Annotated in this window: 20 protein-coding genes; all 20 read right to left on the bottom strand. The window is 67.6% G+C overall.

What is annotated here, in order from left to right; genetic code table 11:
- Positions 1–7 precede the first annotated feature (7 nt).
- Entirely contained in the window at positions 8–1,342 is a 1,335-nt protein-coding gene (locus ACLBYD_RS10895; RefSeq protein WP_447816449.1) for an NtaA/DmoA family FMN-dependent monooxygenase, read from the bottom strand.
- 238 nt (positions 1,343–1,580) lie between these two features.
- Positions 1,581–2,612, bottom strand: coding sequence for an ABC transporter permease (locus tag ACLBYD_RS10890; protein ID WP_447816448.1), 1,032 nt, complete (start codon positions 2,610–2,612; stop codon positions 1,581–1,583).
- The gene (locus ACLBYD_RS10885; protein ID WP_447816447.1) at positions 2,612–4,150 is read right to left on the bottom strand and encodes a sugar ABC transporter ATP-binding protein; all 1,539 of its coding nucleotides are present in this window, start codon (positions 4,148–4,150) and stop codon (positions 2,612–2,614) included. The genes ACLBYD_RS10890 and ACLBYD_RS10885 overlap by 1 nt, the downstream gene beginning before the upstream one ends.
- On the bottom strand, positions 4,137–5,315 hold the full coding sequence (locus tag ACLBYD_RS10880) for a sugar ABC transporter substrate-binding protein (protein ID WP_447816446.1): 1,179 nt from the start codon (positions 5,313–5,315) through the stop codon (positions 4,137–4,139). Before ACLBYD_RS10880 ends, ACLBYD_RS10885 begins: the two co-directional genes overlap by 14 nt.
- 132 nt (positions 5,316–5,447) lie before the next feature.
- A complete protein-coding gene (locus ACLBYD_RS10875) occupies positions 5,448–6,098 on the bottom strand; it encodes an isochorismatase family protein (RefSeq protein ID WP_447816445.1) in 651 nt (216 codons plus the stop codon).
- The gene (locus ACLBYD_RS10870; protein ID WP_447816444.1) at positions 6,095–7,582 is read right to left on the bottom strand and encodes an MFS transporter; all 1,488 of its coding nucleotides are present in this window, start codon (positions 7,580–7,582) and stop codon (positions 6,095–6,097) included. The genes ACLBYD_RS10875 and ACLBYD_RS10870 overlap by 4 nt, the downstream gene beginning before the upstream one ends.
- Entirely contained in the window at positions 7,575–9,227 is a 1,653-nt protein-coding gene (locus tag ACLBYD_RS10865; protein WP_447816443.1) for an amidase, read from the bottom strand. Before ACLBYD_RS10865 ends, ACLBYD_RS10870 begins: the two co-directional genes overlap by 8 nt.
- Positions 9,224–10,192 carry a carbon-nitrogen hydrolase family protein gene (locus ACLBYD_RS10860; protein WP_447816442.1) on the bottom strand — a complete coding sequence of 323 codons (969 nt, stop codon included), beginning with the start codon at positions 10,190–10,192 and terminating at the stop codon, positions 9,224–9,226. The genes ACLBYD_RS10865 and ACLBYD_RS10860 overlap by 4 nt, the downstream gene beginning before the upstream one ends.
- Positions 10,193–10,267: 75 nt before the next feature.
- The gene (gene rutA, locus ACLBYD_RS10855; RefSeq protein ID WP_447816441.1) at positions 10,268–11,353 is read right to left on the bottom strand and encodes a pyrimidine utilization protein A; all 1,086 of its coding nucleotides are present in this window, start codon (positions 11,351–11,353) and stop codon (positions 10,268–10,270) included.
- 132 nt (positions 11,354–11,485) lie between these two features.
- Entirely contained in the window at positions 11,486–12,535 is a 1,050-nt protein-coding gene (locus tag ACLBYD_RS10850; RefSeq protein WP_447816440.1) for a LacI family DNA-binding transcriptional regulator, read from the bottom strand.
- 155 nt (positions 12,536–12,690) lie between these two features.
- Positions 12,691–13,491, bottom strand: a complete 801-nt coding sequence (locus tag ACLBYD_RS10845; protein WP_447816439.1) for an ABC transporter ATP-binding protein — start codon at positions 13,489–13,491, stop codon at positions 12,691–12,693.
- Entirely contained in the window at positions 13,488–14,540 is a 1,053-nt protein-coding gene (locus ACLBYD_RS10840) for a FecCD family ABC transporter permease (RefSeq protein ID WP_447816438.1), read from the bottom strand. The genes ACLBYD_RS10845 and ACLBYD_RS10840 overlap by 4 nt, the downstream gene beginning before the upstream one ends.
- Positions 14,537–15,556, bottom strand: coding sequence for a FecCD family ABC transporter permease (locus ACLBYD_RS10835; RefSeq protein ID WP_428689086.1), 1,020 nt, complete (start codon positions 15,554–15,556; stop codon positions 14,537–14,539). Before ACLBYD_RS10835 ends, ACLBYD_RS10840 begins: the two co-directional genes overlap by 4 nt.
- 20 nt (positions 15,557–15,576) lie before the next feature.
- The gene (locus tag ACLBYD_RS10830; protein ID WP_016692106.1) at positions 15,577–16,614 is read right to left on the bottom strand and encodes an iron-siderophore ABC transporter substrate-binding protein; all 1,038 of its coding nucleotides are present in this window, start codon (positions 16,612–16,614) and stop codon (positions 15,577–15,579) included.
- A gap of 141 nt (positions 16,615–16,755) precedes the next feature.
- Positions 16,756–17,541, bottom strand: a complete 786-nt coding sequence (locus ACLBYD_RS10825) for an AraC family transcriptional regulator (RefSeq protein WP_447816437.1) — start codon at positions 17,539–17,541, stop codon at positions 16,756–16,758.
- A 60-nt stretch (positions 17,542–17,601) separates the two neighbouring features.
- Complete coding sequence (rph, locus tag ACLBYD_RS10820) at positions 17,602–20,124, bottom strand: rifamycin-inactivating phosphotransferase (protein ID WP_447816436.1); 2,523 nt, start codon at positions 20,122–20,124, stop codon at positions 17,602–17,604.
- A gap of 115 nt (positions 20,125–20,239) precedes the next feature.
- Complete coding sequence (locus tag ACLBYD_RS10815) at positions 20,240–21,295, bottom strand: AAA family ATPase (RefSeq protein ID WP_447816435.1); 1,056 nt, start codon at positions 21,293–21,295, stop codon at positions 20,240–20,242.
- Positions 21,295–21,924: a nicotinamide riboside transporter PnuC gene (gene pnuC, locus ACLBYD_RS10810; RefSeq protein WP_447816434.1), complete on the bottom strand. Its 630-nt coding sequence runs from the start codon at positions 21,922–21,924 to the stop codon at positions 21,295–21,297. Before pnuC ends, ACLBYD_RS10815 begins: the two co-directional genes overlap by 1 nt.
- Positions 21,925–22,022: 98 nt before the next feature.
- Positions 22,023–22,901 (bottom strand): sulfurtransferase, encoded by an 879-nt coding sequence (locus ACLBYD_RS10805; protein WP_016692111.1) that lies wholly within the window; start codon positions 22,899–22,901, stop codon positions 22,023–22,025.
- 102 nt (positions 22,902–23,003) lie between these two features.
- The gene (locus ACLBYD_RS10800) at positions 23,004–24,368 is read right to left on the bottom strand and encodes an MFS transporter (protein WP_447816433.1); all 1,365 of its coding nucleotides are present in this window, start codon (positions 24,366–24,368) and stop codon (positions 23,004–23,006) included.
- Positions 24,369–24,515 lie beyond the last annotated feature (147 nt).

Genomic DNA, 24,515 nt, shown 5'->3' with positions numbered 1-24,515 from the left:
ACCGGGATCAGAACTCGTGGATGTTCTCGTTCAGAGTCGTGTAGGTGTATCCGTCGCGGATCGCACCGCGACGCTTCAGTGCGGGTGCGAGTCCGTCGGCGATCTCCGCGATGCTGTGGCGGGTCATCGGCGCGTACAGCAGGAAGCCGTCACCCCCGACCTCGTCCATGATCTCCTCCATCTTCGCGGCCACGGTGTCGGGGCTGCCGACGAGACCGAGGTCGGTGATCTGGAAGGACTCGGCCGCGACCTGCCGCAGGGTCTTGTCCTCGGTGTCCTGGAAGAGGTTGGCGATCGAGGAGCGCTCGCCGTTGCCCTTGGACAGGTCGATGTCGGCGACCGGGGTGTCTAGGTCGATCGCCCCGAAGTCGATGCGCCCGCCGCTCGTGTAGCTCATGTTCCAGAGGTTGTACTCCACCGCGGCATCGGTGTACCGGTACCGGCGCAGCGCCTCCGCCTTCTCCTGCGCCTCGGCGTCCGTGGGCGCGACAATCGGGGTGGCGAGGAACAGCAGTTTGATGTCGCTCGGCTTGCGGCCGTGGGTGATCATCCTGCGGTGGATGTCGTCCCGGTAGGCCTTCATGTCCTCGACGGTCTTACACATCGCCATCTGCGTGTCGCCGTGGCGGGCAGCGAGTTCGCGGCCCGGCACCGAGCCGCCTGCCGAGACGACGGGAATGTCGCGCTGCGGACCGGGGATCGTGTTGAGCGGGCCGCGCGAGCGGAAGTACTCGCCCTCGAAGTTGATGGGGTGGACCTTGGTGTGGTCGGCGTAGATGCCGTTCACGTCGTCGGCGACCACGGCGTCGACATCCCAGGAGTGCTGGAGCTGCTTGACGACCTCGACCCACTCCTCGGCCATCCGGTACCGCTCGTCGTGGTCGAAATGCTGCTCGAAGCCGAAGTTCTGGGCCACGCGGTCGGTCACCGAGGTGACGACGTTCATGCCCACCCGGCCCTCGGTGAGGTGGTCGAGCGTGGTGTAGAGGCGGGCGGCGAGATAGGGGTGGTACTGGATCGTCGAGACGGTGGGAACGATGCCGATGTGCTTGGTGCGCTGGGTCATCAGCGGCACGAGGGGCATCGGATCGTTCTTCGGTGCCATGAAGCCCCGTCGGAGCGACACCTCAGCGGAACCGTTGTAGCTGTCCTCGACCATCGCCGTGTCCTCGATGAGGATGTAGTCGAAGCAGGCGCGCTCGAGCGAGGCCGCGAGATCGACGTACAGATCCGGCTTCATCCAGTCCCGCATGTTCGCGCCGGTGTACACACCGTCGCCGCCGGCCGGGTTCCAGGGCTGGATGCCGAAGCCGCTTCCGAGAAACCATCCGAGATGAAACATGTCTTCCGCCTTTTCTTTCCGAAACTGGGTGACCGCATGTCCGCGGTGGCGTGTGAAGTGTCGTCGGCGAGCGGCGGCGATTCGGTTCCGTAGCGGTAACGCGCGCGTTGCGCGAGTCCTCGGAGCAGGGTTCCGGAGCGTTCGTCCTGATACGGGACGAGTGCCCCGCCGTGTTGCGCAACCGTGACAGCCGCGCAACACGACGAGGCACTCGCATTCGACGATCTCGCGGCCCGCCTCAGCGGGTGGAACGTGACGCCGTGCGGCGTCGCACCGCGCCGGACAGCGCGACCGCGACCACCAGTGCGCCGCCGTAGAACAACTGCTGGACGAAGCTGGCGACACCGAGCATCTGCAGGCCGACCACCCCGGCGACGAGGAAGTACACCGCGACCAGCGTGCCGAAGGCGTTGAAGCGGCCGGGGACGATCGCGGTGGCGCCGAGGAAGGCGGCCGCGAAGGCCGGCAGCATGAACGACTGGCCGGAGGACGGGTCGGCGCCACCGAGCATGCCGGCGTAGACGATGCCGGCCAGAGCCGCGACGAGCGCGGAGGTGACGAGCGCACCGCCGCGGATGCGGTCGACGTGCAGGCCGCTGAGTCGGGCCACCTGGGCACCGCGTCCGACGAAGAGCAGTCGGCGTCCGATCGGGGTGTACTGGAAGACCACCGCCATGATCAGCACCAGGGCGAGAGCGTAGTAGAACTGCAGCGACACCCCGAAGATGCGGGTGCCGATGGTGGCGTCCACGAGCGCGGAGTCGACACCGGTGACCGAGGTCGAGTCGGAGATCCACTGCACCACACCGAGGACGACGGTTCCGCTGCCGAGGGTCGCGATGAACGAGTCGATCTGCAATCGCACGACCAGCAGTGCGTTGATCAGGCCGACGACGAGGCACGCGAGCACGGCGACAGCGATGGCCGGCAGCAGCGACCAGCCGTGTTGCACGTTCAGTACCGCGATGGTCATGGCGGCCAGCGACATCGTCGACACGGCCGACAGGTCGAACTCGCCGGCGGTGAGCGGGACGATGAGCCCCAGGGCCAGGACGAGCAGGACGGCCTGGGAGCCGAGGATGTTCTGCAGGTTGTTGGCGGTCGGGTAGGTCTCGGGTCGCAGGGCACTGAACACGACGACGACGGCGACCAGCGCCAGGACGAGCGCGTACTTCTCGAACAGCGGACCGAGAGAGCGACGGGGGCGCGCGGGATCCGATCCGGTGGATTCGGTTTTCGCGGTGGTGCTCTTGTCGATGGTGACGGACATCAGGCGATCACTTCCTGTCGGGTCAGACCGAGAACACTGTCCGAGATGTGGTGTTTGGACAGGTTGTCGCCGGTGAGTTCGGCGACGATGTGCCCGTGGGAGAAGACGAGGACGCGGTCGCACAGGACCGACAACTGCTCGTAGTCGGAGCTGGCGACGACGATGCCCGCTCCTCCACGCGCGGTCTCCCGCAGCATCTCGAAGATGCGGGCGCGGGCACCGATGTCCACACCCTGGGTGGGTTCGGCGAGGAGCACCAGCACCGGGTCGGTCTGGAGCCACTTGCCGAGCAGAGCTTTCTGCTGGTTGCCGCCGGACAGCGACCCGTAGACGGCCTGCGGGTCCCGTGGCCGGACGTCGCAGTGCTCGGCGAGCGCGGTCGCGATGTCCTTCAGCGCTCGCGGTTTGACGAAGCCTGTACCGAGCACGGGCAGGGTGACGTTCTCGGCGACGGTCAGCTCGGGTGCGCTGCCCTCGACCTTGCGGTCCGGCGGCACGTAGACGACCTTGCGGGCCAGCGCGTCGATCGGTGTCATCGCGGGCAGGTCCACGCTGTCGTCGCCGACCGTCAGCCGTCCGCCATGAGCCTGCCGCGCCCCGTACAGGGCGGGGAGCACGTCGTCGTAGCCCGAGCCGGCGATGCCGGTGAGTCCGACGACCTCCCCGGGCCGCACGTCGAACCCGACACCGTCGACGGTGGTGGTCTCGAGGTCCTCGATCCGGGCGAGGGCGGGAACGTCCTCGAAGTCGCGGACGGGCCCGGCGACGCGCGGGTCGGCGGAGTCGAGACTGCGTCCGACGATGAGGTCGATGAGCGAGGTCGCGGTGAGGTCGCGGGTGCGGTGCGTGCCCTGCGACACCCCGTCGCGCAGCACGGTGACGCGGTCGGTGTGGTCGAGCACCTCGTCGAGGTCGTGGGAGACGAACAGGACGGCGGCCTTCTTGTCGGCGACGATTTCGCGGACGACGGCGAACAGCAGGTCGGTGCCCTCGCGGGGCAGGAAGACCGTGGGTTCGTCGAGCACGAGCAGGGTGCGACGCTCCCCCAGTTCCTCGGTCGCCCGCAGGATCGCGAGGAGGGCACGTTCGGTCTCGTTCAGGCTCGACACCGGTGCCTCGGGATCGATGTGAAGTCCGAAGCGCTCGAACAGCGCTCGGGCGGTGCGCTTCTCGCGTCGCCACGAGATCCACGGCCTCGATCCGGCCACGACCGGTCCGACGCGGAGGTTCTCGACCACCGACAGATCGGGTACGAGGGCGAGGTCCTGGTGGACGAAGCTGATGCCGAGGTCGCGGAATCCACCGGCCGGGACCGGCAGTGTCACGTCCCTGCCGCGCACCTGCAGCGCGGCGCCGGGGTCGGGGGCGTGGAAGCCGGCCAGGACCTTGATGAGCGTGGACTTGCCGGAACCGTTCTCACCCAGCAGACCGTGCACCTCACCGGCGTGGATCGTCAGGCCGACCTTCTTCAGCACAGTGTGCTCACCGAAGGTCTTGGACAGACCGACGATGTTGACGATGGGATCAGGACTGCTCACTGGGCCCCCACAGTGCTTCGTAACCGGTGACGTAGGCCGTGCCGTAGCCCTTGTCGGGCTGCGGCGGGGTGCCGGTCTCGTCGATGTTCTCGGCGGTGATGAGCTTGAGCGGGGTTTCCTGTGCGCCGTTCGGGACGGGGTCGTAGCCGAGCAGGAGGCGACCGGCCTGGTCCATCGTCGCCCATGCGAGCCACGGGATGGACTCACCGACGTTCATGGTGACGATGCCGTCGTCCTGCTGGATCTTGAGGACGGCGGGGGTGCCGTTGACCGAGGAGATCTCGACCTGGCCGGTCTTGCCCGCGGCCTTGATGCCCGATTGGGCGTAGAGCGACATCGAGTCGTAGATGGGCAGGATGAAGTTGATGTTCGGGTCGGCGGAGAGTGCGGACTGCACCTCGGACTGGATCTTGGTGGCCCACTCCGTGACCGGGACGTTCACGATCTTGTAGGTGCACTTCGGGCAGTACTGTGCGATCTCGTCTTCCATCGCAGCGACCTCGGCCTTCGCCGGCGGAACCTCGTTGGAGGTGATGATGAGCGCGTTGCCCTCGCCTTCGGTGCGGTCGATCATCCAGTCGACGGTGAGCCGGTTGGCCTCGGAGAGCGGGGCGTCGGTGGTGGCGTCGATCAGCCCTTCGAGGTCAGTCGGCACCGGCTCGCCGCGCAGGATGGTATGGGTGAGCAGAACGGGAATCCCCGCTGCCTCGGCTTTTTCGAGCGCCGGCTTGATGAGGGATGCGTCGACACCCTGCGACAGGATGATGAGATCGACCTTCTGGTTCACGGCCTGTTCGACACCGGTCGCCCACTGGGCGGGCTGACCCTGGTTCGTGTACTCGATCCAGGTGGCGCCGTAGCTTTCGGCGACCTTCTTCGATTCCTCGTCGACGGCGACGTTGTACGGGTTCTCGCTGTTGGTGGGGATCGCGAAGATCGTCTTGCCGGCGATGTCCTTCATCGGGAACGGCTCGGCCTCGAGCGTGAACTCCGGGTCCGCTTCGTACAGGGCGAGCTGGGCGCGGGCGTACTCGATTCCGGCGGTGACGTCGGCGTCGGACACGTCGCCGCCACCCGAGCCACCGCTGCTGCACGCGGCGAGACCGAAGATGGCCGAGAAGGCGAGCGCGGCGATCGCAGCGCGGCCGGGGAGGGAATGACGCATGGATTCTCCTGGGGGATGAGGAGTGTGCCGAAGAAGAAGCGGCCGCGTCGTTGCGGGACCGGCTGGGGAAGGCGATGACTTCGAATGTATCCGCAGCGTGTTGCGTGCGGCGACATCCTTGGTTCATTCGTGTTAATTGCGTGCGGAAATCGTCTCCAGGTACTCCCGTGCCCGGCCGAGCGGCCACACCTCCGCCATCTTCTGCTGCATGTCGAACAGGTTCGACGAATGGATCACCGGATCACGATCTCCCACAGCATCTTCCACGACGATCGGAACGAAGCCGTGCTGCATCGCATCCAGTGTCGTCGCGCGGACGCAACCGCTGGTGGACAACCCGGCGATGAGCACGGTGTCGACGCCGAGAGACGTGAGGTGCGAATTGAGAGTGGTGCCGAAGAACGCGCTCGGATACTTCTTCGTCACCAGCATTTCGGCGCACGTCGGTTCGAGACCCTCGATCAACTCTCCGTACGGACTGCCTTCGCAGAACGCGACGAGGGTGCCCGACTTCTTGAAGAACACCCCGGCGTCGGCACCGTCGGCGCGCAGACGAACCTCGGTGATCACCACCGGGATTCCGGCCTCGCGCGCGGAAGTGAGCAGGCTGCGCATCGCCTCGACGTTCTCCTCCACCCCTGCATACAGCGGGCAGTCGGGATCGATGTAGGCACGGGCGGGATCGACGACGACCAGCGCGGGACGGGTTCCGGGCTGGAGCTCCTGCCCGAAACCGGCGCGGGCGTAGTCGGCGGCCTGTTCTGCACGATCGACGATGGTCATGCGGACTCCTTCAGTGGGGTGACGGATTCGAGGGTGTGGACGGTCGCGGCCGGATTGCGGCGCGGAAAGGCAAGACACACGCCGACACCGAGCAGGGCGACGACGGCGAGCGCGATGCCGACCGCTCGCACGTTGTCGACGAACCGCGCCACCTCCGCACTGCCGAGCGTGCCGAGAGTTCCGCCGTAGGCGGCCTGGCGGGCAGCAGCGCTGAGGCCGGCAGTAGCGAAGACGAGCGCCAGTGCGGTGCTGAGCAGGTAGCCGACGTTCTGCAGGGTCGAGCGCAGCCCGTTGGCGATGCCACGGCGGTCCGCGGGGGCGGTGAGCATCAAGGCGCTGGTGCTCGGTGTCATGAACAGTCCTGTGCCGCAACCGAGTACGAACAGGAAGGGCGCGGTCGCCCCGAGCGAGCCGCCGTCCGGCGACAACAACAGTGCCACTCCGAGCAGACCGACGGCGTTGAGTCCCATGCCGGTAGCGGTGAGCGTGCGAGGACTGAAACGCAGCATCAGAGATCCCACTGCTGCCGCGGCGACGACGGTGCCGATCGCGACCGGCATCACCAGCGCACCCGCGGCGACCGCGGAAATTCCGCTCACCGCCTGCCCGTACAGCGACACGAGCAGCGTCACGGCGTAGGTGGCGATCGCATTGACGAGCACCGCGGCGAGAACGAGCGCGATACCTCGGTTGCGGAACAACGACAGGTCGACGAGCGGATGGGTCCGTCTGATCTGCACCGCGACGAATGCCCCGGCGAGGACGAGGCTCGCCGTGCCGCACGCCCAGGGCAACCAGGGCATCGAACCGACCCCCGGGGTGAGAGCCAGGACGACCGCGGCGAGCAGCGCGGTGGACAGCACCGCGCCGGAGACGTCGAAGGGTTCCCGGGTCACCGCCCTGGAGGGACTGCGTGGAATCACCGCGATCGACGCGGCGATCGCGAGCAGCCCCACGGGCAGCACCACGACGAACAGCCCGCGCCACCCGAAGACTGCAGTGGCGGCACCGCCGATCACCGGTCCCACCACCTGTGCGACGGCCGCGACCGTCGCGTTCCAGCCCAGCGCCCGACCGAGGGTCCGCGGCGGGAAGGTGTCGGTGAGCAGAGCCGTGTTGTTCGTGACGACAGCGGCGGCGCCGGCACCCTGGAGAACCCGGGCCGCGACGAGCCATCCGGCCGACGGCGCCAGCATGCACAGTCCCGTCGCGACGGTGAAGGTGATCAGTCCCGCGAGGTAGAGCGGCCTTCGCCCGATGATGTCGGCGAGCCGGCCGAACACCAGGATCAGGGCGGTCGTGACGAGCATGTAGCCGAGCAGGATCCACGTCGACTGGGCGCCAGAGGCATCGAGTTCGCGTGCGACCGTGGGCAGTGCGACGGTCAACCCGCTCAGGCTGAGGAACACCGCGACGACCCCGATGCTCGTCGCCGAGAACACCCGCCACGGATGCGGATGACGCTGCGGGGCCAGGCTATCCATCGGACCGGCGGTTGTGGACGTCGGTGACGGATTGGAGGACCTGCGCCAGGCGCAGGCACGTGTCGTCCGCCCACGGCCGTCCTACCAACTGCACACCGACCGGCATCCCGTCGGAGAAGCCGGCGGGCGCCATGACGGCGGGCAGGCCGAGATAGTCGAACAGGCCCGTGTTCCGGCCGACGATCGACTGCATCGGGTACCGCGCCCCGTCGATCTCCATCGTCACGTCCGACAACCGCGCCGCCGTGGCGCCGATACCCGGCGTGACGAGCACATCGATACCCGCGGTGTCGAAGGCACGGATCGCGTCCTGCTGGGCGAGCGTGCGCCGGCGCACCGACCGCAGATAGTCCACCGCCGAGGGCACGAGTCCGCGCGCGATCCGCACCTGCGTGCCGATGTCGTACAGCGCGAACTTCTCGAGGGCGCCCTCCTGATTGGAGGCGAGCTCGCAGGTCATGACGATCGCGACGTCGTCGTGGAGCTGGTGGGCGTCCGGGATGTCGACGGGCACGATCTCCGCGCCGAGGGTGCGGAAGGTGTCCACGACGGTCTCCCAGGCGGCGAGCACGCCGGCGTCGCACAGTTCGGTGAACCAGGTGGTGGGGACGCCGAGGCGTACACCGGCGAGGGACGGTACGGCGGAGGTTCCCGTGACGGCGAGCCCGTCCCGCACCTGCTGCCCCGTCTCGTCCGGGACGGCAGCAGGGTCGTAACCGTCGGACCCGGCGAGCACCTCCAGGACGATCCGCAGGTCGGCGGCAGAACGTGCCATGGGACCGATGTGGTCGAGGGTCCACGACAGCGACGCGACGCCGGTGCGCGGCACGAGACCGTAGGTCGGTTTGATGCCGGTGAGGTTGCACAAGGCGCTGGGCACCCGGATGGATCCACCGGTGTCGGTGCCGAGGGCGAGCGGGACGAGCCGCGCAGCGAGCGCGCCGGCCGAACCGCTCGACGATCCCCCGGTCCACCGGTTCCGGTCCCACGGATTGGTCACGGCACCGTAGCGTGCGTTGTGCGGTGCACCGCAGGCGAACTCGGTGGTGGCGGTCATGAGCACGGGGATGGCTCCGGCCGCGCGGAGGCGGGCCACGACGGTCGCGTCGGTCGCCGCGATGCGGTCGCCGGTGGTGCGCGAGCCCGCGGTGACGGGCGCCCCGGCCACGTCGATGATGTCCTTGACGGCGAAGAAGATGCCCTCGAGCGGGCGTGCGGTGCCGTCGCTCCATCGTCGGTCCGAGTCCGCGGCCGCGTCGTCGGCGCCCTCGATCACGGCGAGGACGGCTCCTCCGGACAGTTCCGGGTCGCTCCATCGGGCCCGCAGCGCGGTGAGGACGTCGGTGGGGGTGGTCGCGGCGGACCGGTAGGCGGCGAGCAGGTCGAGGACGCCGAGTTCGTGCACGGGTGCGTCGGTGCGAGCGGAGTAGGCCGGCGCTTCGATCGGCGATGCGAGGACCGGGCTCGCCGCCAGCAACGCGGCCGAATGCGCCGGCTCGCAGGCCGGACCGTCCGGCACCGGGGCCAGGGCCGTGTGTCGCCCCGCCTCGAGAAGCGGCTCCATGTCGGCGCGGGCCTGCGGGAGCAGGTCGTCGACGGTCGTGGCCGATGCGGCGGTGAGGTCGGGATAGTCGGTGGTGGTCATCGGAGCACCTCGGTCGTCGCGGAGGCCGGCCGAGGCAGCGGAGCGGGCCGCACGGTGCCCGCGGTGAGGTCTGCGAGCAGACGCAGTACGTCCGGGCGCCGGTCCCGGGTGAGAGGGAAGGCGGCGCGTTGCGCGGGGACCGCGTCGAGGTCGAGGGTGAACCGCAACGTCTCCCCCGCCCGATGGGCCGGGGCCTGGGCGACGATCGCACCGTTGGGGGCGATCACGCACGACAGGCCGAAGTAGTCGACCGTCACCCCGTTGAGGGTCTCCGGGCCGGCGCGGTTGGCCGCGACGATCCACATCTGCGATTCGAGGGCGCGGGTCTGCAGTTCGGCGAGGAAGAGGTCCTCGCGGGTGCCGAGCGACGAGACGATCGCGAGCATCACCTCGGCGCCGAGTGCGCGGGCGACCGCCCAGTTCTCGGGGAACGTGCGGTCGTAGCAGATGACGCATCCGAAGCGGGTGCCGAAGGCGTCGACGGTGGCGGGTGCCTGCCCGGGTGCGAAGTGGTACTTCTCGTCGATGTCGACGTCGCCGACCTTGCTCGCCGGCAGCGACAGCTTCCGGTAGGCGGGCAGTGTTCCGCCGTCGGGGGTGCGCCAGCTCAGGATCTCACCGGTGGCGTCGATCATCACGACGGAGTTGTGGGTGACGTCGTGGGCGGTACGTTCGAAGACTCCGAAGGCGATGGCGCATCCGAGTTCTCGCGCGAGCGCGCCGAACAGATCGGTGGCATCGCCGGGGATGGTCTCGGCCCAGGACGTGCAGTCGACGTCGTGGCTGGTGCAGAAGTAGGGGGTGGTGATCAGTTCGGGCAGAACCACCAGGTCGGGGGTGGTGCCGTCGCCACCGGATGCAGCTGCCGCACGCACGAGGGCGGCGAGCCCGGCAAGGTTGCCGAGGAGGTCCTCGGTCAGTTCGCCGGCCTGAACGATGGCGACGTCGAGGGTGCGCGAAGTCAAGAGGAACCTCCTGGAAATGGGAGGACGGGTGGGAGCGCGGCTCGACGCTCGCGCTCCNCCCACCCGTCGTTCGTGTCAGGCTGCGGCGGCCTGGATGGTGTTGCGGCTCTTCATCAGAGGCTGGATGCGGGTGCCGAAGTTCTCGATGCCCTCGACGAAATCGTCGAAGGTGAGCATGATGCCCTTGATGCCTTCGAGTTCCGCGACCTCGTCGAGCATCTTCGCGACGGTCTCGTAGGAGCCGACGAGGGTGCCCATGTTGAAGTTCACCGCACCCTCGGGCAGCGAGATGGTCTTCGCCGTGGAGGAATGGTCGGCGGTGGCGTCGGCGGCGGACTGGTCGGCCATGTATCCGAGTGCGGCGAGGTCGGCGTTGTCGTGGTAGTCCTGCCACTTCGCCTGTGCCGCTTCGTCCGTCTCGTCGGCGATGATCATGAACAGGGTCAGCGCACCGACGTCCCGGCCGGTCTCGCCGGCCGCGGTGACGAGGGTCGCCACGGATTCCGAGATGGCAGTCGGGGTGTTGATACCGGTGCCCATGATGAAGTTGAAGTCGGCCATCTCGGATGCGAACTTCATGCCGCTCTTGGACTGTCCCGCCGCGACGATCGGTACCCCGCCTCCGGACGGGCTCGGCGAGAGCACACACTCGTCCATCGTGTAGTGCTTACCCTTGAAGTTGCTGACGCCGTCGGCCCACAACTGCTTCATCACCGTCACGTACTCGGTGGCCTGCGCGTAGCGGTAGCCGAAGTACTCGTCACCGGGCCACAGACCCATCTGCGTGTATTCGTTGGGCGCCCAACCGGTCACGATGTTGACGCCGAACCGGCCGGGAGCGATCGAGTCGATCGTCGACGCCATCCGGGCGACCATCGCCGGCGGCAGGGTGAGGATCGGAGTGGAGGCGAAGAGCTTGATCTTTTCGGTGACGGCCGCGAGACCGGCCATGAGCGTGAAGGATTCGAGATTGTGGTCCCAGAACTCGGTCTCCCCGCCGAAGCCTTTGAGCTTGATCATCGAGAGTGCGAAGTCGAGGCCGTGCTCCTCCGCCTTCTGCACGATCGTCTTGTTGAGATCGAACGACGGCATGTACTGCGGGGCGCTCTTGGAGATGAGCCAGCCGTTGTTGCCGATGGGGATGAAGACGCCGATTTCCATGTCACTCACTCCTGAGAGGCGGGGAGATTCGAGGAAGCGATCCGGCGGCACTGCCTGGCTCGCTGTGACTTCGAATGTATTCAGGAGTTGTTGCCGGATGTGTGTCGACGGGTAACGGGATTGTTGCCCGCGTTAACGATCGGCGACGGACTGCGCAAAGGGCACCGAACAGGGTGCCGCACTCCCCCGCTGCACCCACTCGACGTCGAAGTTCCGATGCACCGGCCGTCCCTCGTCCCCGTCGATCCGCGCCAGCAGCAGCTCCGCGGCGGCCACCGCCATGTCCTCGAGCGGCTGGCGCACGGTCGTCAGATCGAAGATCGACCAGCTCGACTGCTGCAGGTCGTTGTATCCCACCACCGAGACCTCACCGGGCACATCGAGATCGAGCCGCTTGGCGGCGTCAAGAGTGCCGTAGGCGATGTAGTCCGTCGCACAGAACACCGCCGTGGGACGATCCGGTCCGGCCATCAGCGTCAACCCGCCGGCGAGACCCGTGGCCGCGTCCACGGCACCACGATGGACACACGCTTCATCGATGGGTACACCGCGCTCCTCGAGCCGGTCGCGGAAGCCCTTCTCACGCAACCGGATGCTGGGGTTGTCCAACGGACCGGAGATCAGCGCGATGCGGGTGTGCCCCATGTCGAGCAGATGGTCGGCGACGAGTCTGCCGCCACCGATGTTGTCGGAGGTCACCCGATCCACCCGGTGCGCGTACCGGCCGTCGACGTCGCGGTTGAGGATGACCAGGGGGATCTTCCAGTCGATGATCTCGGACACCATCGGTGAATCCAGTCGCGAGGAGATGAACACGACGCCGTCCACCAGTCCCCCGCGCAACGCGAGGATGTCCTTCTCCAGAGATCCCTCGGTGCGGTCGCTCATGAGAAGGACCCGGTAGTCGTTGCGGGCGAAGCAGTCCTGCAGGGTGTTCACCAGCGTCGGGTACGACGGGTTGTGCAGGTCGCCGCTGACGATCCCGATGGTCGACGACTTCCGGGTGATCAGGCTGCGAGCCGTGACGTGCGGGACGTACCCCATCTCCTTCGCGAGAGCCCGGATGCGCAGGCGGGTCTTCTCCACGACGCGCGGGTCGTCGCGCAGGGCACGCGAGACCGTCGATTGCGACACCCCTGCGCGGCGAGCGACGTCGTAACTGGTGACCGACCTGTTCCCCATTCCCGGATTGTAGGGACACGACGGCGGAAGAGCAGGGTTCACGCGGAGAGCACAGGATCGACCCCTCCGGCTTGCCCCGGAGCATCCGCTACCGCTTTTGCCATCGGCTGCAGAAATTTCCGTAGCGGATGACCATTCCTGTAGCGGATGGACGGTCACATGACGTGGTGCCGACCCACGGGCAGGACGAGCGGCTTGCCGGAGACCGGATCGGAGATCACGCGACTGTCCAGACCGAAGACCGCCTTCACCGTCTCCCCGGTGAGCACGTCCGAGGGCTCCCCCGACGCGTAGATACTGCCGTCGGCCATCGCGACGAGGTGGTCGGCGTACCGCGCGGCGAGGTTGAGGTCGTGCAGGACCATCACGATCGTCGTACCGCGATCGCGGTTGAGGTCGGTGAGCAGGTCGAGGACCTCCACCTGGTGGCTCACGTCGAGGAAGGTGGTGGGTTCGTCGAGCAACAGAAGGTCGGTCTGTTGTGCCAGCACCATCGCGATCCACACGCGCTGCCGCTGACCGCCCGACAGTTCGTCCACGGAACGCTCGGCGAGTTCGGTGGTGTGGGTGGCGGCGAGCGCATCGGCGACCGCCGCGTCGTCCTCGCGGCTCCAGCGTGAGAGCACCCGTTGATGAGGATGCCGACCGCGGCCCACGAGGTCGGCGACGACGATGCCCTCGGGTGCGATCGGTGACTGCGGCAACAGACCGAGGGTGCGGGCGAGTTTCTTGGCGGGCAATCGGTGGATGTCCTTGCCGTCGAGCAGGACGTGCCCGCCGCGCGGCGACAGCAACCGCGACATCGACCGCAGCAGCGTCGATTTCCCGCACGCATTGGCGCCGACGATGCACGTGATCCGACCCGGCGGCACCTGCAGGTCGAGGTTCTCGACGACGGTGCGGTTGCCGTAGCCGAGTTCGAGGTTCTCGGCGATCAGGGTGTGCGTTGCGGTCACAGCGAGCCTCCCGCGCGGTTGGAGCGAATGATGAGGTAGACGAGATAGGGCGCGCCGAGCGCACCCGTCACCACCCCCACGGGGTAGCGCGTGCCGAAGGCGTACTGGCCGACGAAATCCGCGACCAGCACGAGCAGCGCCCCGACGAGTGCCGCCGGGACGAACAGCGACGTGCCCCGCCCCACGATCCGCGCGGCGATCGGGCCGGACAGGAAGGCGACGAATGCGATGGGTCCGGCCGCGGCGGTGGCGAACGCGATGAGTCCGACCGCGGAGACGATCGCGAACACGCGTGTGCGTTCGACCCGCACGCCGAGTGCCTGCGCCGCGTCGTCGCCGAGCTGGACCATCGACAGGTTGCGTGTCTGCACGAGCAGCACGGGCCCGAGCACCAGGAGGGCGACGACGACGGGCACCGTCGCACCCCACGTCGCACCGTTGAGGCTGCCGGTGAGCCAGCGCATCGTCTCCTGCAGATCCCACGTCGCCGCGGTGCTCAGGAGGTAGGACGTGACGCTGTCGAGCATGGCGGCGATACCGATGCCGATGAGGATCAGGCGCGTGCCCGCCACCCCGCCGCGATAGGACAGTCCGTAGATCAGGAGAGCCACCGCCAGACCGGCGACGATCGCGAAGACCGACACCCCGGTACCACCGAGACCGAGCACGATGATGGCGAAGGCCGCCGCGGCGCTCGCGCCGGAGCTGATGCCGATGATGTCGGGGCTCGCGAGCGGATTGCGCAGCATCGTCTGGAAGGTGATGCCACCGAGGCCGAAGCAGATGCCGGCGACCACCGCGAGGACCGCGCGGGGAAGCCGCAGGCGGCCGACCGTGAAGTTCGCGCCGGCCACGTCCTGTCCGAGGACGACGCGCAGCACGTCCGCGGGCGGATAGAACGTCCGGCCGAACATCAGACTCGCCGCGAAGGCCGCGACCACGAGGGTTGCGAGCACGGCGATGACGAGACGGCGTCGGCGTCCGCGCCGTATCCGGCTCGCGGCGAGGTCGTCGATGCCGGTGTCGATGGTCTCGAGTGTGGCGGTCACAGTTCGCGCAGTTTCTGCCGTCGGACGATGTACACGAAGAAGGGCGCTCCGATGAGCGCGGTGATGATGCCGACGTCGATCTCGGCGGGTCGCGCCACGATGCGGCCCACGACGTCGGCGGCGGTCAGCAGTCCCGCTCCCACGAGAGCGGAGAAGGGCAGCAGCCATCGGTTGTCGATGCCGATGAGCAACCGGCACAGGTGCGGCACGACGAGGCCGACGAATGCGATGGGACCGGCGATGGCGGTCGCCGCCCCGCACAACAGCACCGCACCGAGCGCGGCGGTGCCCCGGACGAGAGCGACACGCTCCCCGAGCCCGGCGGCCATGTCGTCACCGAGCGCGAGCGAATTGAGGCTGCGCGCCGACAGCAGGCAGATGGCGAAGCCGACGCCGAAGAACGGCAGCGCCTGGGAGATGGCGTCGTAGTTCGCTCCGCCCACACCGCCGATCTGCCACGACCGCACGCTGCCGGCGATGTCGCCGCGCGGCAGGATCACGGCGGTGACGAACGATGCGAGCGCCGCCGAGGTGGCGGCACCGGCGAGAGCGAGTTTGAGGGGTGTCGCTCCCCCGCGCCCGAGCGACCCGATCGTGTAGACGAACACCGCAGCAGCGGCGGCACCGATGATCGCGACCCAGATCATCGAGGTCTGCGTCCACAGTCCGAACCACGCCATGCCGATCACGACGGCGAGCGAGGCGCCCATGTTGACGCCGAGAATGCCCGGGTCCGCCAAGGGATTACGGGTCACCCCCTGCATCACGGCACCGGCGAGACCGAGCGCCGCGCCGACCAGCAGCGCGAGCACCGTGCGCGGGATGCGTTTGGCGATCGCGCCCTGACCGATGTTGTCAGTGGCGCCGCCGAGGGCCGCGACGATGTCGGCCCAGTCGACGTTGCGCGAACCGATCGTGATCGATGCGATCACCAACAGGACGAGCACACCGAGCAGAACGAGAAGCCAGACGGAATTGCCGATGGCCGAGCGCCCCTTCTCGGAGGCGCTCGGCATCGACTCGTCGTGTAGTGCGGTCACTCCGCGTTCGTCTTGGCAGCTGCGTCGGAGAGCAGCTGGACGTAGTCGGACAGGACCCAGGAAATCGCCAGCGGCGTCGGGTTCGCTGCGGTGCCGAGCGGGCCGGAGCCGTCGAGGAAGACGATCGAGCCGTTGCGGACGGCGGGCATCTGCGACAGCAGCGGGTCGGCCTCGAGCGCGTCGACGAGTTCCTGGTCGCCGTAGGTGACGATGATCTGCACGTCGTCGAAGACGTCGACCTGCTCGGCGCTGACCTTCTTGGAGAAGGCGTCGTCGGTGGAGGCGTCCGCGACGCTCTTCGGGGTGGCCAGTCCGAGGTCCTCGAAGAAGGCGGCGCGGGTGTCGTTGGCGGTGTAGAAGCTGACCTGGCTCAGGTCGGCGGTGTCGACGTGGGTGAGGAACATCGTCGCCTTGCCCTCGAGTTCGGGGTGGGCGGCGGCCGCGTCGGCGATCTCCTGTTCGAGGCTCGCGACGAGCTCCTTGCCCTCCTCGGCCATGCCCATTCCGGCACTGTTGAGCTCGATCATGTCGCGCCACGAGGTGGCCCAGGGCGCCTCCGGGTACGCGACGACGGGAGCGATCTCGCTGAGGGTCTCGTAGTCCTCCTGCGTCAGACCGGAGTAGGCGGCGAGGATGACGTCGGGGTTCGTGTCGGACACGGCCTCGAAGTCGATGCCGTCGGTCTCGTCGAACAGCACGGGGGTCTCGGCGCCGAGTTCCTCGAGACGCTCCTCGACCCACGGCAGCATGCCGTTGCCGTCGTCGTCGCCGAAGTTGGCGGCTGCCATTCCCACCGGCACGACGCCGAGCGCGAGAGGCACTTCGTGGTTGGCCCAGTTGACCGTGGCGACGCGCTCGGGCTTCTCGTCGAGGGTGACGGTGCCGAGCGCGTGCTCGATGGTGATCGGGTACTCGCCCGAACCGGCGGAGCCGGAGTCGGCGGTGTCCGAGGAGTCGGAGGATCCACAGGCTGTGAGACCGAGGGCGACCGCGACGGATGCGGCGGCGATCGTCAGAAAGCGCTTCGAACGCATGGAGGCAGAACTCACTCTCGTACGGGGTGGGGGCTCGGCCCTATCTGCCGCGAGCAGTTAGGCGAGGTTTGCCTAAATCTAATGTCGAACCAGATCCGGCGCAATCGCTCGATCGGGACAGCCCCTGTAGCGATCGGGACATCACCCTGCGCGGAACATCCCGGGCGTCGTGCCGGTGACCCTGCGGAAGGCCGCACCGAACGCGCTCGCCGATCGGTACCCCACCTGTTCGGCGACGTCGTCGACGTCGGTGCCGTGACCGAGCAGCATCACCGCGCGCTGGGCACGCACCGCCGCGACCCAGCGCCCGAGGCTCAGGCCGGTCTCCGACCGGAAGGTGCGGGTGATGGTGCGGGTGCTCACCCCCAGTTCGGCCGCCCAGTCCGAGAGCGTCCGCGGATCACTGGGGTCCTCGGCGATCGCTTCGACGATCGGCCGCACGACCGCCGATGACGGCACCTGCACCATCAGTTCGTTCTCGGCGGGGGCGAGCACATCGATCACCATGCGTTCGGTCAGCGACCGCGACCCGTCGCCGAGATGCTCGTCCGCCAGCCGGTCGAGCAGCAGCCGCAGCAGCGGCGTCATCTCCACCGCGACCGGACCGTCGGACAACGACGGCGCCGAGTCGATCCCGAAATGCGCGGTGCGATACCAGGTTCCGGCGGGCATGACGCCCCAGTGGAGCANGCCCGCCGGAATCCACAGTCCCATGGTCGGGGTGATGGTCCACGTGCGCGAACCGATGGTCGCGGTGGACGCACCCCGGTCGTTCCACAGCAACTCGTGCGTCGGATGCGAATGCGCCTCGAAGCGGGTCTCGCGGGAGACGAGCTCGTCCATGCCCGCGATGACGAACGGCACGTCGATCTCACCGGCCTCGTAGACCGGCAACGTCCTGCTCTCCGCCGCCTCGACACTCTTCACTCGGCCTCCTCCGCTGCACGACGACGACAATCCTCACACGTCGCGCTGCCGAGGCGCCGGTCAGGACAGGATCTCGACGTACCCTTCCGTGCCGTGCACGCGGATGCGCTGTCCGTCGCGGATGATGCGGGTCGCGTCCTCGACACCCACGACGGCCGGCAGCCCGTACTCGCGCGCGATGACCGCGCCGTGGGTCATCACGCCGCCGACCTCCGTCACCAGCGCGCTGACGGTGACGAACGCCGGGGTCCAGCTGGGGTCGGTGAACGCCGTGACCAGGATGTCACCGGGTTCGAGATCGGCCCGGTCCATGTCGGTGACCACGCGGGCGCGGCCCTCCACGACACCGGTGGACACCGCGATACCGGGTAGCGCCCCGTCGGGCAGTCCGTCACGGCAGTACGCGCCGGTGAGCGTCTCGCCTGTCGACAGCAGCACCCGAGGCGGCGTGAGCGTGGCGAACGATGCGAACTCCCGCTTCCGCTCCGCAACGAGGTCGCCGACCGGCCGCGGCGCGCGCACGACGTCCTCGAGTTCGTCGAACCGCAGGAAGAAGATGTCCTCCTCGTCGTCAACGACTCCGTCTCGGACGAGACGTTCCGCCTCGCGCAACAGTGCCTGCTTGTAGACGAAGTAGCGGCCGATCATGCCGTACTTCGGGTACTCCCGATATCCCGCGAAGGCACGGACCCGGTCGACGAGCCTCTCGATCTCCTCAGCCTTCTGTTCTCCGTCTGGGAGGCCCCGCACGCGTTCTAGGAGTTCGCGCTTCTTCTCCTCCGCCTGGCGGCGACCCTCGTCGAAACGCTGTGTCGCGGCATCGGGTTCGAAGTTGTCGAGATTGCTCACGATCATCGGCACCAGCATCGTGGGGCGCTCACCCCACCTGGGCCGGGTGATGTCGATTTCCCCGACACATCGCCTGCCGTACCTGTCGAGGAAGTCCTCGAGTGCCGCTCGTACCTGCGGTCCGCCCTCACGCGCGCCGAGTGCGTCGAGGAAGCGTGCGTCGTCGAAGCCCTCCGCGTCGACCTGGCGCAGGAACGCTACGACATCCGGGTACGGGCGCGCGGCATCGGCGACGTCGAGCAGCGCCAACCCCATCTCCGAGGTGACGTTGTAGGGCACGGATCGAGAGACGACGTCCGCAACGTTCTTCTCCCCCAACCATTCCTGCCCCAACTCATTGAGACGCTCGGCCGCCTGCATACCGGCGGCGAGCACCTCTCCGACCTCCTTACCGAACAGCGAATCCTGCAGCTCGCGAATGTCGGTGCGGATGAAATCGATTAGCGCCGAATCGGTTTCGTTCTCGATGAGACGCGCCGACTCGGCAATCGCGGCCTCGTTGCGCGCCACGAGTTCGGGCACGACGGCAGGGTCGATCTCGTCCGGGGCGGGTGGCAGACCGACCCGCGCGGCGGCAGAATCGTCCGGGCGCATCGGGACGAATCCTCGATCGAGCACGGTTCGCAGCGCGTCGCCGAAGAGCGGGTCGGAACTGCCGATCATCCCGACGATGCCCGGCCCCTGGGTGGGTGAGGCCAGCATGGGCGTGACGTCGACGAACAGCCGCCCACCCGCGTGTCGCATGGGCGCACGGCTGGTCAACTGCCACATGGAGATTCCCAACGGTTTCAGCGGATCGGTCATCATCTGCTGGTGACCGACGGAGAGGTAGACGTGGTTGTCGTCGTCGCCGGCCTCCGGGACGGGGAACAGCGTGGTGATCGGGCGGCTCTGCACGATGTGGAAGACGCCGGCGGCCAAGCACCATTCGATGTCCTGGGGACGCCCGAAGTGTGCTTCGATGCGTCTGCCCAGCTTGACGAGATCGACGAGGTGCGTGTCGCTCAGCACCGGTGCCTCCTGGCGCTGCGTCCGGTCCACGACCTCGCCGGCACGCACAACGTACGCATCGGCGTTCACCAGGCCCGACACCAGGTCGTCACCCAACCCGGCGACCGCATCCACCCGGGACGACGTGCGGTCCGAGGTGACGGGATCGGCGGTGAACAGAACACCCGAGGCCTGCGGGAACACCATCCGCTGCACGACCACCGCCATGTGTACCTTCCGGTGGTCGAAGCCGTTGTTCACCCGATAGGCGACGGCGCGCTCGGTGAACAACGAGGCCCAGCACCTGCGCACGTGCCGGAGAACGTCTTCGACGCCCCGGACGTCCAGGTAGCTGTCCTGTTGCCCGGCGAACGACGCCGTCGGCAGATCCTCGGCGGTCGCGCTCGAGCGCACCGCGACGGGCACGCCCTCCCCGAGTTCGCGGACCCGCACGGCGATCTCCTCCACGATGTCGCCGGGGATCGTGCACTCCTCGATCTCCGTGCGGATCTGCGCGCTCAGCGCTGCGATGTCGTCGGGTTCGGCCTTCGCGAGTCGCTCGAGCAGGTCGTCGACACGCGGTAGCTCGGAGAGCACCGTTCGATAGGCGTCCGTCGTCACGCAGAACCCGTCGGGCACGTCGACGTCGTCGAGGCGCCACAACTCCCCCAGGCTCGCTCCCTTGCCACCCACGATCGACACCGCCGTGCGGTCGATCTCCCGAAAATTCTGTACGTAGCCCATTCCAGCTCCCCACCTGCGACTTCAATGCTGTGTGGGCGAGTATGAACCCAATTTTCGATCCTCATGAGGGCCGAGGATCCGGTATAACGTGAGAGGGGGAAGACGAATTCCGACGCTACAGCGGCGCGCCGAACTGCGAACCCAGCCGCAAGGCCTGATCCGCCACCCGTTCCGCCAGATCGACCCGCTCCTCGAGACTGCCGGTGAGCAACACCCAGGAGCGTCCCGCGGCAGTGAGCGCGTCGACGAACCACTCCGTCATCTGCGCGCGGATGTGTTCGCCGTCCCGGATGCCGTCCTGCACGAACGGAACCCCGTTGTGGTCGGTGAGCAGGTACAGCGCTCGCCGGTCGCGGACACCGCGCCACGCCCGCTCACTGCTGCCGAGATAGCGTCGCTCCCACACGGTCGTTGCGAACGCGTCGGTGTCGCAGACGAGCAACGGTGCACCCTCCCTCGCCGCGTGCTCCTCGAGTCGCGTCTGTTCGACGGCAATTTTCTCGAAATCGTCTCCGGCCCAGATTATGTCGCTCACCTCTCCGGTGCCGAGCTTGTCGTAGGTGACCTGTCGTCCGTATTCCGGCACCCAGCCGGTTCGTTCCCACACACCACCGCGATTTCGGAATCGACGCACCAGTTCTCGGCTCACGGTGGTGGTGCCCGTGGATTCGGAGCCGAGGACGACGATGCGGGTCGTGAGGCCGGCACGGGCCGGTGCGTCGAGATCGTCCCAGCGCCCGGCGAGATCATTACGGCAGGCTGTGCCGGAGGCGGGATGCGCGACACGCAGCGGGTCGACGCACACGTGCGTGGCCGAGAAGCGTCGAGCGAGCTCGTCACCGTACTTCTCGCTGGAGACCACCGCATCGACCGGAACATCGGTGACGGTGCGCACGGCTGCTTTCATACAGGCGACCTGCCCGGCCCATACGGTGTCCGATTCCAGGTCCATCGGTGCGTCGCACGGAATTCCCGTCACGGTGACCGTCGTGTCGACGGCGTGTGATTCGCGCATCCACGACACGCGGTCACCCAACGGAATCGTCTCTGCTGCAGAGGACATGACGACGACGGTGACGCGTTCGGCGATTTCCGCAGCGCGCCGGACGAGGTGATGGTGACCGACGTGAGGTGGATAGAACTTCCCGATGACGAGTGCGTGCCGATACATCACTGCACCTCCACCAGTTGCCGCTCGACCGCCATGGAGCGTCGCCAGGCAACCAGGCCCCGAATGCACAGGAGCAGGAAACCTGCGTACAGCAGTGCCGTGAGCGTCAGTCCCTTGTGCAGGTAGAGCGGGATGTAGATCAGGTCGGCGGCGATCCACAGCAGCCACGACTCCCACCGTTTCTTCGCCTGCCCCCACGTCGCGAGCAACGACAGCACGGTGGTGGTCGCGTCCCAGAACGCGACGGTCGAGTTCGTCGCGACCTCCAGCAACGCCGTCAGCCCGATCACCGCAGCGACACCGACGACCGCGAGCACGCTCCACTCGGTCGTGTTCGTGCCCGTCACCGGCAGGGCATCCTCGTCCCTGCCCCGCGCCCAGTTGCTCCACCCCCACACGGCGAGCGCGATGTACACGACCTGCAGTCCGGAATCGGCGTAGAGCCCGGCGGTCGCGAAGAGCAGGATCCACACGAGGTTGTTGGCGATACCGATCGGCCAGTTGAGGATCGACTGCCGCCCCACCAGGTACACGCACCACGCGCCGCTGACGAAGCCGAACACTTCGGCCCAGGTGGTGGGCGTACCGAGTGCAGTGAACGCCGTCGAGTTCAGAAATGCGATCATCATCGCCGCCTTTCGCTTGTGGCAGCGATTAAATCATGTTTGCTCTAAATGATGCAACGGTGAAATCGACTTCNNCGTCGAGAACACCGAAGTTTCGGGAATCAGCGGGGGTCGGGGCCCTCCACGAGCGGCAGGGATTCGTCGGCGGTCCACGCGTTGAGCGAACCGTCGTACACCGCAACGTCCGACCGACCTGCAGCTGCGAGCGCGTGCGCGAGTCCGGAGGCCGCGATGCCGCCGCCGCAGTAGGTCACCGGCTTGACGTCCGGGTTCAGAGCGCCCGCCTTGTCGAAGATCTCGCGCAGTTCCGCCGCCGGCTTCAAGCGTCCGGTCGACGGGTCGACGAGATCACCGAAGGGGATGTTGATGCTGCCCGGGATGTGACCGCGTCGCGGGTAGGACGGGCTCTCCCCGCGGTAGGTCGCGGGATCCAGGGCGTTGATGATCAGTGTGTTCGGGTCGTCGAGCGACGCCGCGATCTCCTCCGTCGACCGCACGAGCTCGGGCCTGTGCTGTGAAGTGAACGTCGCACCGTGCGGGACCACCTGCTCGTCCGAGACCGGATATCCGGCGGCCTTCCAGGCGGGTAGTCCGCCGTCGAGCACGGCGGCGTCGTCGAAGCCTTCGAGCCGCAGCTGCCACCACAGTCGCGCGGCCCAGATGCCGTTCTTCTGGTCGTACAGCACCACGCGGCGTCCCTCACCGATGCCGACCGCACCGGCGGCGGTGGCGAACCGTTCCGACGACGCCGCGGTGAACGGTTGCGGTGCTTCGTGATCGGAGAAGTCCGTGAACAGGTCGGCGTAGACCGCGCCGGGAATGTGCTCTTCCAGGTAGGTCGCCAACCCGGGTTCGATGTGCACGGACCCGTCCGGCGGCGTGCTCAGGTGCACGGTGGCGTCGACGACGACGAGGTCCTCGTCCCCCAACTGCTCGTACAGCCACTCCGCGGAGACGGTGTTCGGCTTCGTGTCGCTCATCGAGGTCCTCCTCTGCTCTCGGTATCTCCTTCCAGTAGAGCAGCCATACGACTTGGGTGGGTTCGTCCCCGCTCAGCGGGGTCGAACCCACCGAAATCGACGTCAGTTCTGTTCGGTCTGGGCAGCGGCGAGGTTGTTGCCCCGGGTCTCCGACGCGATCCACGCGGCGAGGATCGTCACACACGCGGTGCCGACGAGGATGAGGCTCAGCGGGAGACTGGATCCGTCCGACGCGACCAGCAGGCTCGCCGCGATCATCGGTGTGAAGCCGGCGCCGATCAGGCTGGCGAACTGGTAGCCGAACGACACCCCGGTGTACCGCACGTCGGTGCCGAACATCTCCGACAGCATCGGTGCGAGCGGCGCGTACATCGCCGACTGCACGACCTGCCCGAACAGCAACGCGACCGTGAGCAGCGCGATCGAACCAGAGTTGATCATCATGTACAGCGGGAAGGCATACAGCACCGCGACCGCCGCACCCGTGAGGCTCACGGCGCGACGTCCTACACGGTCGGACAACGCCGAGAAGCCGGGGATCGCGACGATCGAGACGACCGACATCAGCACCAGAATCCGCATGACGGTCGACGAGCTGTATCCCACCGATGTCGTGTAGGCAATGATGTGCGACGTGATCAGCGCGGTCATCGCGAACGGGCCGATACCCACCGCACACGCGAGAACGAGCGGGCGTGGACGTCGGAGCAGTTGCAGTACCGGCGGTTTCGCCTCGGCGGCGACCTCCGCTTTCGCCGCAGCCTGCTCGAAGACCGGACTCTCGACGACGCTCATGCGCACGTAGAGGCCGATCGCCAGGAGCGCGGCGCTGGCGATGAACGGGAGTCGCCACCCCCATGACTCGAACGAGGCGTCCGGGAGCAGGGTCGCGAGCATCACGGCCGACGTCGACAGCAGGAATCCGATCGGCGAACCGAGCTGCATGAGCCCGGTCCACAGCCCGCGACGACGGTCGTCGGAGTGCTCGGCGACCATCAGTGCCGCGCCACCCCACTCGCCACCGACAGCGACGCCCTGCACGACACGCAGCGTCACGAGCAGGACGGGTGCCAGCATGCCGATCTGTTCGTAGGTGGGCAGGATGCCGATCGCGAAGCTGGCGATACCCATCATCACCATCGTGATGACGAGCATCGACTTGCGTCCGAGCCGGTCGCCGAAGTGCCCGAACACCAGGCCGCCGAGCGGTCGCGCGACGTATCCGGCCGCGAGTGTTCCGAAGGCGGCGATCGTCGAGACCGCCGAGTTCGACGACGGGAAGAACAGGTCGCCGAAGACGAGGGCGGCCATCGTGCTGTAGAGCAGGAAGTCGTAGTACTCGATGGTGGTGCCGAGCAGGCTCGAGAGGGTGACCTTCCGCAGTTGCGCGATGTCACCGGACGGCGGGCTCTGTACGTCGCGTGCTGTGTTCGTTTCCTCGGTGGGGGCCGACGCAGGCTGCTCCATTCAGCACTCCTGGGGATCGCAGGGACGGAATCGATGGGGTCACAGCGGTTGCGTGACGCCCATCACCTCGACTCTGTCGACCCGGGCGAGACGATCCAAGGACGCGCCCGCTCAATGGGACGTTCCCGGAAGGCTCAGGACCGAACG

The sequence above is a fragment of the Rhodococcus sp. C26F genome (assembly GCF_053345925.1).
Note: the sequence above shows the minus strand (reverse complement) of the source record. Positions and strands in the feature narration are given on the sequence as shown.